This window comes from Paenibacillus sp. S150 (genome assembly GCF_019352175.1).
Classification (GTDB): Bacteria; Bacillota; Bacilli; order Paenibacillales; family Paenibacillaceae; genus Paenibacillus_AQ.
Window position 1 is genome coordinate 104,971 of record NZ_JACBYI010000015.1, and the last position, 14,819, is coordinate 119,789.

12 protein-coding genes are annotated in these 14,819 nt (G+C 54.3%); 3 read left to right on the forward strand and 9 right to left on the reverse strand.

Annotated features, from left to right (window positions below; genetic code table 11):
• Positions 1–10: 10 nt before the first annotated feature.
• From HYD27_RS15575 to HYD27_RS15590, 4 genes are all read right to left on the reverse strand, one after another.
• Positions 11–1,705: an extracellular solute-binding protein gene (locus tag HYD27_RS15575; protein WP_219216625.1), complete on the reverse strand. Its 1,695-nt coding sequence runs from the start codon at positions 1,703–1,705 to the stop codon at positions 11–13.
• Positions 1,706–1,820: 115 nt separating this feature from the next.
• Positions 1,821–3,350, reverse strand: coding sequence for a response regulator (locus tag HYD27_RS15580; protein WP_219216626.1), 1,530 nt, complete (start codon positions 3,348–3,350; stop codon positions 1,821–1,823).
• Positions 3,347–5,170, reverse strand: a complete 1,824-nt coding sequence (locus HYD27_RS15585; RefSeq protein ID WP_219216627.1) for a sensor histidine kinase — start codon at positions 5,168–5,170, stop codon at positions 3,347–3,349. Before HYD27_RS15585 ends, HYD27_RS15580 begins: the two co-directional genes overlap by 4 nt.
• Positions 5,171–5,188: 18 nt before the next feature.
• Positions 5,189–6,730: a response regulator gene (locus tag HYD27_RS15590; protein WP_219216628.1), complete on the reverse strand. Its 1,542-nt coding sequence runs from the start codon at positions 6,728–6,730 to the stop codon at positions 5,189–5,191.
• Positions 6,731–6,933: 203 nt separating this feature from the next.
• Between HYD27_RS15590 and HYD27_RS15595 the strand changes: the two genes are divergently transcribed.
• From HYD27_RS15595 to HYD27_RS32050, 3 genes are all read left to right on the forward strand, one after another.
• Entirely contained in the window at positions 6,934–7,299 is a 366-nt protein-coding gene (locus HYD27_RS15595) for a Na-translocating system protein MpsC family protein (RefSeq protein ID WP_219216629.1), read from the forward strand.
• A 166-nt stretch (positions 7,300–7,465) separates the two neighbouring features.
• Complete coding sequence (locus tag HYD27_RS15600; RefSeq protein WP_219216630.1) at positions 7,466–8,020, forward strand: UbiX family flavin prenyltransferase; 555 nt, start codon at positions 7,466–7,468, stop codon at positions 8,018–8,020.
• Positions 8,021–8,337: 317 nt separating this feature from the next.
• Positions 8,338–8,889, forward strand: a complete 552-nt coding sequence (locus HYD27_RS32050; protein ID WP_228745157.1) for a hypothetical protein — start codon at positions 8,338–8,340, stop codon at positions 8,887–8,889.
• Here HYD27_RS32050 and HYD27_RS15610 read toward each other — a convergent pair.
• The 5 genes from HYD27_RS15610 to HYD27_RS15630 are packed head-to-tail and all read right to left on the reverse strand — an operon-like array spanning position 8,886 to position 14,814.
• On the reverse strand, positions 8,886–10,283 hold the full coding sequence (locus HYD27_RS15610) for an ADP-ribosylglycohydrolase family protein (RefSeq protein WP_219216631.1): 1,398 nt from the start codon (positions 10,281–10,283) through the stop codon (positions 8,886–8,888). The genes HYD27_RS32050 and HYD27_RS15610 overlap by 4 nt on opposite strands.
• A 3-nt stretch (positions 10,284–10,286) precedes the next feature.
• Complete coding sequence (locus HYD27_RS15615; RefSeq protein ID WP_219216632.1) at positions 10,287–11,243, reverse strand: nucleoside hydrolase; 957 nt, start codon at positions 11,241–11,243, stop codon at positions 10,287–10,289.
• A 34-nt stretch (positions 11,244–11,277) separates the two neighbouring features.
• Positions 11,278–12,216, reverse strand: coding sequence for an ABC transporter permease (locus tag HYD27_RS15620; protein WP_219216635.1), 939 nt, complete (start codon positions 12,214–12,216; stop codon positions 11,278–11,280).
• Positions 12,213–13,259: an ABC transporter permease gene (locus HYD27_RS15625; protein WP_219216637.1), complete on the reverse strand. Its 1,047-nt coding sequence runs from the start codon at positions 13,257–13,259 to the stop codon at positions 12,213–12,215. Before HYD27_RS15625 ends, HYD27_RS15620 begins: the two co-directional genes overlap by 4 nt.
• Positions 13,252–14,814, reverse strand: coding sequence for an ABC transporter ATP-binding protein (locus tag HYD27_RS15630; RefSeq protein WP_219216639.1), 1,563 nt, complete (start codon positions 14,812–14,814; stop codon positions 13,252–13,254). The genes HYD27_RS15625 and HYD27_RS15630 overlap by 8 nt, the downstream gene beginning before the upstream one ends.
• Positions 14,815–14,819 lie beyond the last annotated feature (5 nt).

Consider the following 14,819-nt stretch of genomic DNA (forward strand, 5'->3'; position numbering starts at 1 on the left):
TAATGCTCCATTACTTACTCCAGTTATCAATTCTCCATTTAATCTGCTCATTGATCTTGTCTTCATAGGCCTTCACATTGGCCTTCTTGATCTGTCCGACATAATCGCTCCAGACGGAATCGAACTCTGCCGGGCTGGCAAGGATGGCTTTAGGCAGGAACTTCGTCGACAATTCGTTCAGCTTGGTGTTGGCGATTTTGGCATCGGAGCCTTCCAGCAAGTCGATGGACCACGCCGGGTAATAGATCGGGTTGGCCGGCGGTTCACTGAAGAAGTCCACATAGGTATCGTAGCCATAAGCATCCAGAACTTCTTTGTCAAAAGGCTTCAGGCCTGCTTTGTATTCTTCGGGCTGTGCCGAAGCATCGGTGGCATTGCCGTCGCTGAAGCTTCCTTCCATCTTGGGCAGAAAGCCGAAGAAGGATTTGGCCTTGTTAGCCAGCTGCCAGGTGGCATCGGCTGCATTGTCGCGCTGTTCCTGTGTTCTCATAAATCTGCCGTTCTCAACGATGTAATCCTCGCCTTCAATCCCCCATGAGAACACCTTTTGCCAATCTTCCTGAATCAGTGTGTCGAGCATCTTGATGATCTTCACCGGATCTTTGGCATTAATGCTGATGCCGAAGCCGTTGTTAAGGTTCAGAACCGCGAGATCGCGGTAATAGTCTTTAGTTGACTCCTCATATACCAGCGGGAGACCTACATAAGTGCGTTCAATTTTCCCTTGTGTGGTCAGTGAATCCTCCGCAGCGTTGAAATTCCAGTGCTGGTCGAACATTCCCAGAACCGTGCCGCTGGACAGCTTCGCCATATACTGGTCGTAGTTCTGTACAAAGGTCTCTTTGTCGATCAGACCCTTCTCGTTCATTTCGTTCAGCTTCTGATAGTATTGCTTGGCATAGTCTTTGTCTGCAAAAATCTCTGCGACACCGTCAGTTACTACGACACCGCCATCATTCGGATGGCCGATCAAGTGCTGCGGTGCGTTGAACAGACCCCAGTTTCTCCAGTCAGAGTTAAGAATCTCGAAGCCGATAGTCGGGCTTCCGTCAATCTTCGGATATTTTTCTTTATATTGCTCAATCAGATCGAAGTATTCATCCAGTGTCTTAACCTTTGGATAGCCAAATTCCTTGAGGACTGCTTTTTGAATCCAGAAGGCCGGCCCTGAATACCAGGCGCTGTTCACCTTGCCGTTATAAACGCCATAGTTCGGCAGGATATAAATATGTCCGTCATTCGGGTCCTTCATCATGTTCCAGTAGTCTTCGTAATGCGCTTTCAAATTCGGCGCGTATTGTTCAATCAGATCTTCCAGCGGTATATACGCTCCTGCCGCCGTAAGCTTCGTATTTCCGGTCATCATATCCGGGTAATCCTGTCCGGCGATCATAACGCCCAGCTTCTGGTTAATGTCCCCGGCCAAATATTCGAAATTGAAGCTCGCTCCCGTTTCTTCTTTGATTTTCTTGAAAATCTTATTGTCCGGAGTCGTCTGCTGGCCGGCTTCTCCAATGAAAACGCTGACGTTAAATGGCTCGACCTTGCCGTCCGTGCTCGTACCGGCCGTCGCTTGTGTTCCACTGGTCTCTTCTACTTTAGCGGTATTATTGTTGTTGTTTCCGCCGCATCCGGCCAGTGTAAAGCTCAGGGATAACAGCATAATCAGGGAAAACTTGAACATTTGTTTCGACTTGCCCCCCATAAAGCACCTCCATATTTGGTTTGTATATCCTTATTGTAAGCACTTACATAACTAAATTATAAAGATGCTGCTGTGCAGAAAATACGAACGAAATAAAGGTATACCCCCAAAAAGTTTAGAACTTTGCATTGCGGTACTGCCCCGGACCCATACCCATTTTCTTCTCGAACTGCTTCAAAAACTGCCCATAATTCGCGTATCCCACCTGTTCGGCGATCTCGGAGAGCTTCATGGCATTCTGGCGGAGCAGGGCCACCGCCTCCTCTATACGCAGACTGTGCAGCTGCTCGTTGAAATGAATTCCGTTCTTCTTGCGGAGCAATTGCCCCAGATATACCGGATGAAGATAAAAAATCTCTGCCAGCTTCTGTATTGTCAGGCTTTCGCGGTAATGCGCTCCAATATAATGATTGATTTCTTGCACAATCCCTTGTGCGCCCTCATGCTGCGCCTGGATGAGCAGATCAATGCAGGCTTCGCCGCAGGCTGACAAAAGCTCAACCAGTCTCGTCAGCGATAGCATTGTATGCGTAATTCCGGCAGTGTCAGAGCCTCCCGTCAGGATAGACCTGCGGGCTTCACTGCTGTCCGGAATCAGCTCAACCATCCGGTACATGATATGAATCACGAGCTTCTTTACTACCTCGGGAGCCACATACTGTTCACGAAAACTGCCGGCCGCAGACATAACAGCCTGTCTGAATCCCGCCAGGTCCAGCGTATTGACAGCGGCCAGAACAGCGTCCAGAAGCCGGATATGGTCATAGTGATAGCTGAACGGCCGGGCCTGAGTCTCCCTGTAGCGCATAAGGCCGCTGGGCTCTGTCTGATAAAAGAAATGCATCAGCGCTTCCTTCGCGGTCCGGTAGCTGTCCGACAGGTAGAGCGGCGATGTGCAGGGGGCTCCCACAGCCATAAACAGGGGCATACCGGCATCCTGCAGCAGCGGGGCAAGCAGGTTCTCCGCTGACTCCATGGGCTGGCAGCCATAGCCGAAGACAACAGCAAGGCTGCCTGCTTCCAGATCAATTGCATACATCGCCGGCTGACCGGCGATGAGAACTGCGGCTCTCCCCCTCAGCCCGGCATACAGCTCCCGCACCGTCTGAAGCAGCAGCACATTCCACGAGGTTACCCCCTCCGGGAGTCCTGACGGAAGCTCCAGGTCCTGCTGGCCTTCCGGCTTATGATGCAGCAGAGCCTTGATTCTGACAACCGCCTCCTGCGAAGCGGCGATTTGATTCAGCAGCAGCCGGTGTCTGTCCTGCTCCAGCTCCTGATGAATTTCCCTCAGCTCTTCAGCAGCCTCTTCCGGAAAAATCGGCTTCAGCAAATAGTGATGAATGCCGTACCGGATAGCCGTCTGTGCATACTCAAATTCACTGTAGCCGCTCAAGACGGCGAACCGGATCTCCTCGGGTGCCTCCCTCCGCCAGGCCGCAACCATCTCCAGTCCGTTCATAAGCGGCATATTCACATCCGTAATGACCAGGTCGGGCCTCAACTGCTTCATAAGCTTCAGCCCTTCCAGGCCGTTGCTGCCGGTCCCGCAAATTTCGAAGCCCAGCGATTCCCAGTCGATCCACAGCTGCAGGCCCTCAAGGCTGCTCGGCTCATCATCAATCAGAAGCACTCTATATCTCATGATCCTTCCTCACCTTCGAATGGATTCAGTCTCTCCAGAAGCCTGAGCGGAATGCCAAAAGTAACCATCGTCCCCTGATCCGGCGTACTGATTATTTCAAAGCGGACCTGATCTTCGTAATACAGCTCCAGCCTGCGGCACACATTGCGCAGCCCAATATTCGCTCCCGAGGAATCTTCTTCCCGAACGGCATTCATCAGCTCCTTGAGCTGTCCGGCTTCAATCCCTTTTCCGTTATCGGAAACCGTGACCTGCAGACGATTGTCCTCCACCGCCGTCTTCACCGTAATAATGCCCCGTCCCTCAATGGTTTGCAGCCCGTGCTTGCAGGAATTCTCCACCAGCGGCTGCATGCTCAGCTTGGGAATCTTGTACCTTTTGGATTGCTCATCAATATCGAACACATAGTCAAACTTGTCCCTGAAGCGGAATTTTTCAATCTTCAAATACATCTCGATGAACGATATTTCCTCCTCCAGCGATACCAGATCCTCTTTCCAGCTAAGCAGCCTGCGCAGCAGCCTGGACAGGCTTTTCACAATATCCGTCACATCGGAGTAGTTGTTTTTGGTGCAGACGACCAGAATCGCATTCAGCGTATTGAACAGAAAATGGGGATTCATCTGGCTCTGCAGAAAATTCAGCTCGGCCCTGACGCGCTCCATCTCCAGATTTTTTTTCTGAATCTCCAGCTTGTACACATCATTGATCAGCGAGTTGATCCGGGTGGTCATCCGGTTGAAGTTATGGATCAGACCTCCGATCTCATCGCGGCCTTCTTCGATGCGGATCAGCTCAAACTTCTCGTTCGTCACCTTCTGCATATGTCTGGACAGCCGTTTGACCCGGTAGTTGTAGGATCTCAGCATCACATAGATAAAGCCGCTGGTCAGCAGCGTGACCGTAGCCGCCAAAAAAGCGGCGTACAGCCGCATGTCCAGAACCGCCTGCGTAATCCGCTCACCCTGGGTAATTCCGACAATACGCCAGCCCTTCAGATAGTTGGCCGTGCCCACAGCCGCAATCTGCACATCCTCCTGATTCCCTTCGTCCAGCAGCTTGAACTGCGGATAGGGCTCGTCGGTTACCCGCTGATAGCCGCTGTCGGCCGACATGACAATCTGGTTCTGCTCATTGACCAGGTACAGGCTGAGATAATCCTTTTCACGGGCAATCACATCATAAATTCCACTGAGGTCCAGATCGATCCGCACCAGCTTTTCAAATTTGTTGTAACTGCTGTAATTGTCCATAGTCTGAACTACGCTTAGTGTGGGAATGGATGAGGCGGCATTGCCGTTCTCTTTCGTTCGGTAAGCGGTAACAATTACGCGGTTGCTCGAAGCGCTCAACTGCTGGTACCATTCACTGGTCCAGACCTGAGGATTCATGACCTGATAGTTGCCCCCGGACACGATGGACCGGTTGTTCGTGAATATGCTGATCCGCTCAATCTGATTGTTCACCGGCATATAGCTGTTCAAGCGGTCCCGGAGCTGTTCGTCATACGCACTGTAAAAATCGATGGAATCCTTATACGTCCGGTCCAGCATCTCATACAGGTTCTTATCCGTGGACAGCGTGTAGCTGACGGCAACTCCGCCCTCGATAAAATCATGAATATCCTTCCGCGCCCGTTCCAGCGAGATTTCCAGATTCTGCTGTTCCCTGGATTTAATCAGCTCGGTAATCCGGTCCAGAAAGACCAGATTAATAATCATAATGGGAAGCAGCACACCTATGGAGTAAATCAGGAAAAATTTGTAGTTGAGCGGAATATCATTGACAAAATGAGTGAATCTTAATCTTTTTTTCTCCATGTCGCGCACCCGGCTTTCTTAGAGCTGCTTGTCCTTGTCCGCATGTTTGTATACGGAAGGCGGAACCCCGACCATTCCCTTGAATTTATCGATAAAATAATCCGTGTTCGAAAATCCGACCTGCTGCGCGATATCCGATATCTTAAGCTGTGTCCGTTTGAGCAGTCCCTTGGCTGCCTCTATCCGCTTCTCGTTCACATATTCGCTGAAGCTGCGCCCGGTCTCCTTGCGGAACAGCTGTCCCAGGTAGGTTGAATTCATATGGAATTTTCTCGCCAGATCCTGAAGCCGCAGCTTCCCCCGAAATTCCAGATCCACATATTGAATGACGTTAAATATCGTGTTCCCTTCATTGGCCTGCTTCAATTCCGCCAGATAGGCAGCGCTGTCCATACAGAGTCTGTCCACATAACCGCTCAGCAGAAAATAATCGCCAAGCTCTCCGAGACTTCCGTATTCCGCCTGCAGCCTGCCCATCATCGGGTCGGGATCGCCATTCATCTCCGCGATGTGGCGGCATAGAGTCATTTCCAGATGGGCAACCTTGGCCTGGACCTCCTCAACCGTAAGCAGCTTCCCGGCAAACTCCGCGAAGGCTTCCCTGACACAGAACTGCAGCTTCGCCGTTTCCCCCGCTTTGACCTTGTTCACCAGTTCTGCAAAGCCTTCCTCATGGCTTCCCTTGTCCGGCCTGCATTGCTTCAGGTCACTGTAATGGTAAATCCCTCCGCGCTCCCGCCGGTGCTTGAGCTTCCACACCTCAAGAGTCTGCAGATAACCCTCCCGGATGGATTGAACCCCGGTCAGCCGGTCGCTGACCATGACAGTCACCGGCTCCTGAAGCTGCTCTGCCAATTCCCTTTGCAGCAGACCGACGGCCTCTTCCAGAGCTTCGGAAGACAGCTTGGCGGACTGTACAATCATTCCGGCCCTGCCCGCCTCGTCCTGAAAGGCATAGCCCAGCTCCCAGGGAAATCCGGTATCCGGCTGTCTGTCCGCATCAATATTGAAGGCAGCAGCCGCAATTAGAATACACACCAGCTCGGCATCCTGTTCCAGGTGCAGCACACCCTTCGAGAGCCGCTGCAGCTCTTCGCTGTATTCGCCATGAATGAAACGGACCAGCAGATGGCTCACGATACAGGCCTGCTTTTTCGCGCGTTCTTTTTCGGAAGCGATTTCATTTCGAATCTGCTGGCTGAGCTCACTTAGCAGAATTCCAATTTCCTCATCGTCAACCGGCTTCAGCAGGTATTGATCCACCCGCTGGCGCAGAGCCGTTTTCGCATAATCAAAATCATCATATCCGCTTAAAATCACAAAACGCGGCGGCTTAGCCATAACTTCATTCAGCGCGGTGATCAGCTCCAGGCCGTTCAACACCGGAATATTAATGTCTGTGAGCACCAAATCCGGCCGAAGCTCCTGGATCATTCTCAGCGCATCCGGGCCGTTCAGCGCTTCTCCGCACACCTCGAATCCGTACCTGGCCCATTCCACCATCGTCCGCAGACCTTCGAGTACCCACGGCTCATCATCGACAAGCATCACCTTAAGCACATGCCCCGCTCCCTTCCCTAATCATGAAGAGCTGTATCAGCCAAATTATTATTAATTAGACTAGCACAATTGGATTATGTTGTGTACATTAACTGTAACAAGAAATTGTGTTAACTAACGTAACATTATCATTTACTTTTTGTTTTTTTTCTCTATAATTTTCAGTAATAAGGTTTCATTCAAGCGTAAGGGAAGTGAAGTTCTTGACGATTGCCGGGCTTCTTTCATCCAATGATTACAAGAAACGCTTGTCCCGCTGCTATAATGAAGTGCACAAGGAGTTGTATGGAGTCGGGGTGACGCAGCTCAAAATTGACGCCGCCGGCGAGTCAATGCTCATGTTTCTGGTGAAGCATCAGCGGGTGACCGCCCTGAAGGCGCTGGAGGAGCGTTATCCTGAACTTAAGCAGTCCGTTGATGCCGCGTTGCACCAGGAGTTCAAGCGGCGGATTCAGCAGAAGCTCACCGATGAGCTTAACCTGCCGGTCACAGGAGTACTGAGGGACTATGATCCCGGTACCAACTGGGCCTGCACGATTGTAATCAGTGAAGCCGTTGCCGGGCAATGATGCGGGATTGATCTCGCGGATTTCCCCAGAAGCCGGACCAACATAAGGTTTGCCTGATTTCTGTTCACAGACTGAAGGAAGCCGTTGATTAGAGAACCTTTCTATTTCAACGGCTTCTTTTTGTTTTTTCAAGTAGAAAATACAATTCGCAAAGGAGCATTTACTTATGAAAATTATCGTTGCCGTTACAGGGGCAAGCGGGTCAATCTACGCCTATTCACTGATCCGCAGCCTGCACCGGCTTGGCATAGAAGCCTATGTAATTGCCACCGCTGCCGGCGAGAACGTGATGAAATATGAATGTGGCGTGGAGCTGGGGGAAATTGCCGAATACGCCACCGTGCTGAACAATAATGACCTGTTCGCTCCCGTCGCCAGCGGCTCATTCAAGACGGACGGCATGGTGATTGTTCCCTGCTCCATGAACACCCTGGGCGCTATTGCGAACGGCATGGGCGACACGCTGCTCAGCCGGGCGGCCAGTGTTGTGCTCAAGGAGAAGCGCCGTCTGATTATAGTGCCGCGCGAGACCCCGCTGCACCTGATCCACCTGGAGAATATGCTGCGGGCCGCCCGTGCGGGGGCGGACATCATGCCCGCTTCTCCCGGCTTCTACAATCACCCCAAGGAAATCTGGGAGCTGGTGAATTTCATGAATGCACGCGTCCTCGATGCCCTGGGCATCGAGCATGAGCTGATGAAGCGCTGGGGTGAAGCATAGGGGGCGGCGCTGACGTCCAACCGAAACAGGGAAGCCCGCAGCCTGCTTGGCATGGCTGCGGACTTCCCTGTTCTTATAAGAGATAAGACTGTATAAGCTCCGTGCGGTCTATGATTTGCTGTTCACGCTAAGAACCTATCCCAAAATAAGTTATCGGGAATGAACGGATTGTACGCTTCTCCAAACGATCTGTGCGCAGGCGAAATGAAGCGAGGCTTCATAGTTCCGTGCCGGCAGCTCCCTTCCCAACACTTACTTCCACACTCCTTCGCTTACTCTTTCTCGCTGTGTGAGATTATTCGCAAGATTACTGCCGCGTGCCTCGAAATAACGGCAGAATTGCCGTTGTTGAGGCGAAGTTGAGCCGTGCGCACCGAAATAACGGCACAATTGCCGTTGTTGAGGCGAAGCTGGCCAGGGCTCAACGAAATAACGGCACAATTGCCGTTGTTGAGGCGGAGCTGGCCAGGGCTCAACGAAATAACGGCAGAATTGCCGTTGTTGAGGCGGAGCTGGCCAGGGCTCAACGAAATAACGGCACAATTGCCGTTGTTGGGGCGGAGCTGGCCCGGGCTCAACGAAATAACGGCACAATTGCCGTTGTTGGGGCGGAGCTGGCCCGGGCTCAACGAAATAACGGCACAATTGCCGTTGTTGAGGCGGAGCTGGCCAGGGCTCAACGAAATAACGGCACAATTGCCGTTGTTAAGGCGAAGCTGGCCAGGGCTCAACGAAATAACGGCACAATTGCCGTTGTTGAGGCGAAGCTGGCCAGGGCTCAACGAAATAACGGCACAATTGCCGTTGTTGAGGCGAAGCTGGCCAACTCTCATCACCTTATTTATTCTGGAATAGGCACTAAATGCTAATGCCGTCCTCCAAGCTCCGCACGAATTTTCAGGAACACCTGATAGCTCCGCTCGGCAACCTCCGAAATCGCAATCGGGTGGAAGCCGGGCAGATCCGCATACAGCATGTCATTCAGCGGTGCGGTCCAACTGGCCGGAAGCCGGGCCGCGCCCAGCTTCGCTCCCATGATGGAGCCGGCCGTGGCACCGTTGCAGTCTGTATCCATTCCGGCAGATACAGCGGCAACTACGGTTTTCTCGAAGTCATTGCCGCCGTACACAAGCGAGGCCGCGACAATTGCGGCGTTGTTATTGGCATGCACCGGGTCATAATGGCTGAACCGGTCCCATAGCCTGCCGGCCAGCTCCCGCTCACTGCCCGCTTTCTGTGCGATATCCATGCCCTGCCGCACATCCTCGGCCAGCCTGCAAGTCTGCGGAATTTCGCTCAGGCCAATCTCCACAATCCGCTCGTTGTCCAGCCCGGCGAACGCAGCGGAGATCATCGCTGCATTGAACATCTCGCCGTAAATTCCGTTCTTCACATGGGAGAAGGATGCATCCCGCCAGCCCAGCTCAGCGGCGAGCTCGGGATTGCCTGCCGCTCCGTAGGCCAAGCCGTCCGCACGGATAGCTGCGCCGATCCATTCACGGTACGGATTCAGGTGCATCCGAACCCTCTCCTGCCGCAGTGTCCAGTCCTCGGGCTTATCTCCGTGCAGATGGGAGGTTTCCCCGGCAAAATTCATGTAGGCCTGCGTCTCCGCCGTGCATACCTGGCTGTAGGTCAGATGCCCGTGCCACAGCTTGCCGATGTCCCATGAATCCCAGTCCAGCCCCTTTTGCTCCAGCAGCAGCAGACCCAGGACGGTATACCGGATATCATCATCGCTCTCCATGTACCTGATCTTCTCCCGGGTGCTTGTGAATGACCAGCCGCTTAAGGCCAGGCCGTATTCCTCCTCCGCCGTGGAATGCTCCGGAGTGTAGCCCGTAATCGGCCAGGCATCCGCGCCGCGGAACCACAGCTCGATGTTCTCCCAGCCTGGGCGGCCGTCCTTCCCGTACAGATAATCCCAATACTCCAGCGGCTTGCCCAGCGCACAGCCGACGCTCCTGCCGAGCCAGGCTCCATAGAATCTGTCTCTCCACTGCTCCGGAGTCCACTCCACCGCAAGCCTGCGCGGCCCTTCCGGGCGCAGCCGTCTGATCGCCGCGAGGTCCGACGGCTCCCGGTACGGGAAGTCTGCTGCCACATCCAGTGACATTAACTCCCGGTACACTTCCATAAGCTTCCCTTCATCGCCTCCGGCAGCGGCAAGCTTCTCTGCCAGGCTGCCGGTCCGGCAGCCCTCCTCTATACGCTGCAGCAGCTCCAGCCGCACCGTCTCCTGCAGCCGTTCCCAGCCTGCCATGCGCTATTTCTCTCCCGCCGCAAGCTCAAGCTCCCGGTCGAGTCTTTTCAGCGAATCAAACAGCAGCCGGATAAAGGCTTCCCGGTCTATCCCCAGCAGCACCTCTGTATTCGCGGCATGCCCAGGCCTCTTGCGCCGGTCGGCAACCGTCATCCCCCGGGTGAGCTTGCCTCCGGTCTCCACGGTCACGTACAGCTGCTCCGATTCGAACAGCTCCGGGTGCAGCAGCCAGGCGATGGCGCACGGATCATGCAGCGCACTGCCGACATAGCCCATTTTTTTGCCGTAGACCGAATAGAAATCCAGCAGCTCCCCGACCATTACGGACACAGGTCCCCGGTTCTTCAGCTCCTGAATCTCCTCTTCAAAAATAGCCGCCTTATCCGTTACATCCAGCCCGCTCATCACAATGGGAATCCCGGATTCGAAGACAATACGCGCCGCTTCCGGGTCTACATAAATATTGAATTCTGCCGCAGCGGTCACATTCCCATAAGCCAGCCCGCCGCCCATCAGCGAAATCTTCCCGATCTTCTCCTTCACCTCGGGATATGCCGTAATCAGGAGGGCAATATTCGTCAGCGGCGCTGTCGGCACCAGCGTAATCTTCTCTTCGGATGACCGGATGATCTCCAGCATGAATTCAACCGCACCCTGCTCAACCGGCTTGAACCTGCCGGCCGGAAGTACGGGGCCATCCATGCCGGATTCGCCATGCGCTTGTTCGCCAGTCACCAGCTTGCCGAGCAGCGGCGCCGCTGCTCCTTTGGCTACGGGAATATCGGCATTCACAAAGCTGAGCACCTTGAGGGCATTGTCGGTTATTTTATCAAGGATCTGGTTGCCGCCAACCGTGGTAATTCCCCGGATCTCCAGCTGCTCGGGATGAGCCAGCGCAAGCAGAATGGCAATCGCGTCATCATGCCCCGGATCGCAGTCAATAATGATAGGTGTTGGCATCGTTGTCGCTCCCTTGTAGGTTTATCGTGAAAAACTATTTGGTAGTGGTAGTCTTTAGCTTCTTGTTCTTCTTCCGGGTTTCCGAGACCGCGTATATAATCAGGCCGATCACTGTCGCCGCATATGGAAGCGTAGCGATCAGCTCAGCCGGAATCTTCAGCACCTGAAGGGCATTGGAGAGCGCATCGGCTGCACCGAACAACAGAGAGGTGAGCGCAGTTCCCACTGTCGTGCTCCGGCCCATTGATTCCGCAGCAATCGCAATCCAGCCCCGGCCGGCCACCATATCGCGGGTGAAGAGTGACAAATAGCCCATCGACATATAGGCCCCGCCCAGACTGGCGAAGAAGCCGCTGAGCAGCAGCGCGGTATACTGGATTTTGATGACACTGACCCCGACCGACCGGGCCGCATGCGGATTCTCGCCTACCGAGCGGATACGCAGCCCCAGCGGTGTGCGGTTCAATAAATAATAGACCACAAGCACGGACAGAATGGAGAAATAGGTCAGAATATGGTGTCCCGACAAAATAGGGCCAAGCACCGGAATGTCCCTAAGCAGTGGAATCTGTACACTGGGCAGCACTTTGCTCGCCAGGGACGTGGACGAACCCTTGTCCCCGCTGAGCAAATACAGAATAAATACCGTGCCGCCCGAAGCGAACATATTAATCGCCACACCGCCGAGAATGATATGGGTCTTGAATTTCAAGGTGAAAAAAGCCAAAATTCCGGCAATCAGCGTACCCGATAATACGGCGCCCAGCAGCCCAACCCAGGCACTATGCGTATAGGCGCTTACAATGACACCGGCCAAAGCCGAGACCAGCATAATCCCTTCCATCCCGATGTTGATGATTCCGGCGCGGTTTGAGATCAGTGCGCCCAGCGCGGCGAACAGGATAGGCGTCGTTACACGCAGCACCGAGAAGGCAAAATCCGTCGTCAGAATGACATTCAGCAGACTGTTCATGCTTCCTTCGCCTCCTTCAGCAGCATCCGGTTCTTCCAGAACTTGAGGAACTGCTCGGCGGAAATCAGCAGAATAATGACAGCCTGAATGATCGAGATCATCTCGGACGGCACATCGGACAGGCGCGCCATCAGATCGGCTCCAATGCGGATATAGGCCAGGAAGAGCGCGGAGGCAATGACGGAGAGCGGATTGTTTTTGGCCAGCATGGCCACCAGCGCACCATCCAGGCCGTAGCCCGGCAATGAGGTCCACTGAAAGCGGCTGTACATCCCGAGCACTTCCACCGAGCCGCCCATGCCGGCAATAAACCCGGCGATCAGGTGAACCAGAATGATTACCCTGGCTGTCTTCATGCCCGAATAACGGGCGAATTCCCGGTTGGCGCCTGTCATCCGCAGCTCATAGCCCCACTTGGTCCGGTAGAGAAACAGATGGGCCAGCACGATCAGCACCAGCACAACAATAAGTCCGGTATGAATCCGTGTGCCTGCAAAAAGCTTGCCCAGCTGCGCGGTCTTTTCGAATTTAAAAGAAACGTTGGCAAAGGCCTTGGCATCCCGCAGATGGTAGTTCAGCAGGTACAGCCCCACCCCAAACAGGATATTATTGAACATCAGCGAGGTCACCAGCTCATTGGCGTTCCACCTGGCTTTGAGAATACCGGGGATCGCCGACAGCAGCGCCCCTGCGATGGAGCCGGCGGCAATCGCCGCCAGCGGATGCAGCCAGCCGTTCAGGCTGAGGTGAATCGCCAGTATAGAGGCCACGACACCGGAGAAATAAAAGATTCCCTCCGCCCCCAGGTTGAACATATTGGCCCGGAACAGCAGCGAAACCGCCAGACCCGTGAACATCAGCGGAATGGCCATCTCAATGACATTGCCGATATGCCCCTTGGTGGAGAAAGGCTCCAGCAGGAAGATGCCTATCGTCTTCACCGGCTGGTCACTGACCAGCGAGATGATCAGAAATGCGATAATCAGCGCAATCACAATGACCGCCGCCGTCCGGACAGCCTCAAAATATTTCGCTCTAAACATGGTCTGCGGCCCTCCCGGTCTGCTCTTTGTCCTGCCGGTTGATCCCCAGCATATAAAGCCCCAGCTCTTCCTCGCCCACGGCAGAAGGATGCTCGAAATAAGCAACGATTTGCCCTTCATACATAACAAGAAGGCTGTCGCTCAGCTCCAGAATTTCATTCAAGTCCGCCGATACCAGCAAGGTGGCGCAGTTTTCCGAGCGCAGCTCCAGCAGCTTCTGGTGAATAAACTGCGCCGCTCCGATGTCCACGCCCCGGGTCGGCTGCTCGGCGATGAGCAGCTGCGGATGGGTGGAGCACTCCCTTGCGACCACCACCTTCTGCATATTGCCGCCGGACAGCATGCCGATCGGCTGCTGCGGGCCGGAGCAGCGCACTTTGAATTCCTCTATCAGCGATGCGGCCAGAGCGGCAATTCTGGAGCCGCGGAGAAAAGGCCCCTTATTCATGTCCTTCGAGCGGTACCGCGTGGAGATCAGGTTGTCGGCAATACCGGCCTCTCCTGCGGAGCCCTGGCGCATCCGGTCCTCCGGGATGTAGGACACCCCCAGGCTGCGGATGTCCTGAATATCCGAATTACGGATATCCGTCCCTTTTACACTCACCGAGCCGCTGACGGCTGCACCGCGGAGACCGCCGGTCAGCGCCTCAATCAGCTGTGTCTGTCCATTCCCTTCAACCCCGGCGATGCCGACAATCTGTCCTTCGCGGACCAAGAAGCTGATCTCCGACAGAAGGGCTTTTCCCTGGCTGTCCGTAACACCGAGCCGGTCCACTGTAAGCACCGGCTTGCCATGCGGAATGTTGTCCTTGTCGTATTTCAGCACCACATCCCGGCCGACCATCAGCCGTGAAATTTCCTGCTCCGACACTTCGCGGGTCTGGAAGACACCTTCACTCCTGCCGCCGCGCATAATGGTAATCCGGTCGCAGATCGCTTTGACTTCCTTCAGCTTGTGCGAGATAAAAACAATGGTGTGGCCCTGCTCCTTAAGCTGCTGCAGCTCATGGAACAGCTCCTCCGTTTCCTGCGGGGTCAGCACCGCTGTCGGCTCGTCGAGGATGAGGATCTCGGCTCCGCGCACCAGTGCCTTCAGAATCTCCACCTTCTGCTTCATGCCGACCGTCAGATCCTCCACCCTGGCCTTGGCGTTTACCGAGAGGTTGTATCTGCGCGCCGTTTCCTCCGTCAGACGCACCGCTTCGGCATAATCGAAGCCCACAGCCTTGCGCGGCTCCATGCCCAGCACCATATTTTCCGCCACGGTAAAAGAAGGCACCAGCATGAAATGCTGATGCACCATGCCGATGCCGCGGTCAATCGCGTCCTGCGGAGATTGCAGCCTTACTTGTTCTCCCCGGATATAGATCTCACCCTCACTCGGCTCTTCCATCCCGAACATGATCTTCATCAGAGTCGATTTACCGGCTCCGTTCTCTCCGGCAATCGCATGGATTTCGCCCTTGCGCAGGGAGAATCCAACGTCCTTGTTGGCGACAACGCCGTTCGGATATACTTTGGTGATTCCCCGCATTTCCAGCAGAGCATTTGCCATGGGTC

What these genes read in the sequence shown, in the direction of transcription:
- HYD27_RS15625 (WP_219216637.1), bottom strand. Translation starts at nt 13,259, where the DNA reads ATGTTTAGAGCGAAATATTTTGAGGCTGTCCGGACGGCGGCGGTCATT.
- HYD27_RS15615 (WP_219216632.1), bottom strand. Translation starts at nt 11,243, where the DNA reads ATGCCAACACCTATCATTATTGACTGCGATCCGGGGCATGATGACGCG.
- HYD27_RS15580 (WP_219216626.1), bottom strand. Translation starts at nt 3,350, where the DNA reads ATGAGATATAGAGTGCTTCTGATTGATGATGAGCCGAGCAGCCTTGAG.
- HYD27_RS15600 (WP_219216630.1), top strand. Translation starts at nt 7,466, where the DNA reads ATGAAAATTATCGTTGCCGTTACAGGGGCAAGCGGGTCAATCTACGCC.
- HYD27_RS15620 (WP_219216635.1), bottom strand. Translation starts at nt 12,216, where the DNA reads ATGAACAGTCTGCTGAATGTCATTCTGACGACGGATTTTGCCTTCTCG.
- HYD27_RS15575 (WP_219216625.1), bottom strand. Translation starts at nt 1,705, where the DNA reads ATGGGGGGCAAGTCGAAACAAATGTTCAAGTTTTCCCTGATTATGCTG.
- HYD27_RS15610 (WP_219216631.1), bottom strand. Translation starts at nt 10,283, where the DNA reads ATGGCAGGCTGGGAACGGCTGCAGGAGACGGTGCGGCTGGAGCTGCTG.
- HYD27_RS15585 (WP_219216627.1), bottom strand. Translation starts at nt 5,170, where the DNA reads ATGGAGAAAAAAAGATTAAGATTCACTCATTTTGTCAATGATATTCCG.
- HYD27_RS15630 (WP_219216639.1), bottom strand. Translation starts at nt 14,814, where the DNA reads ATGGCAAATGCTCTGCTGGAAATGCGGGGAATCACCAAAGTATATCCG.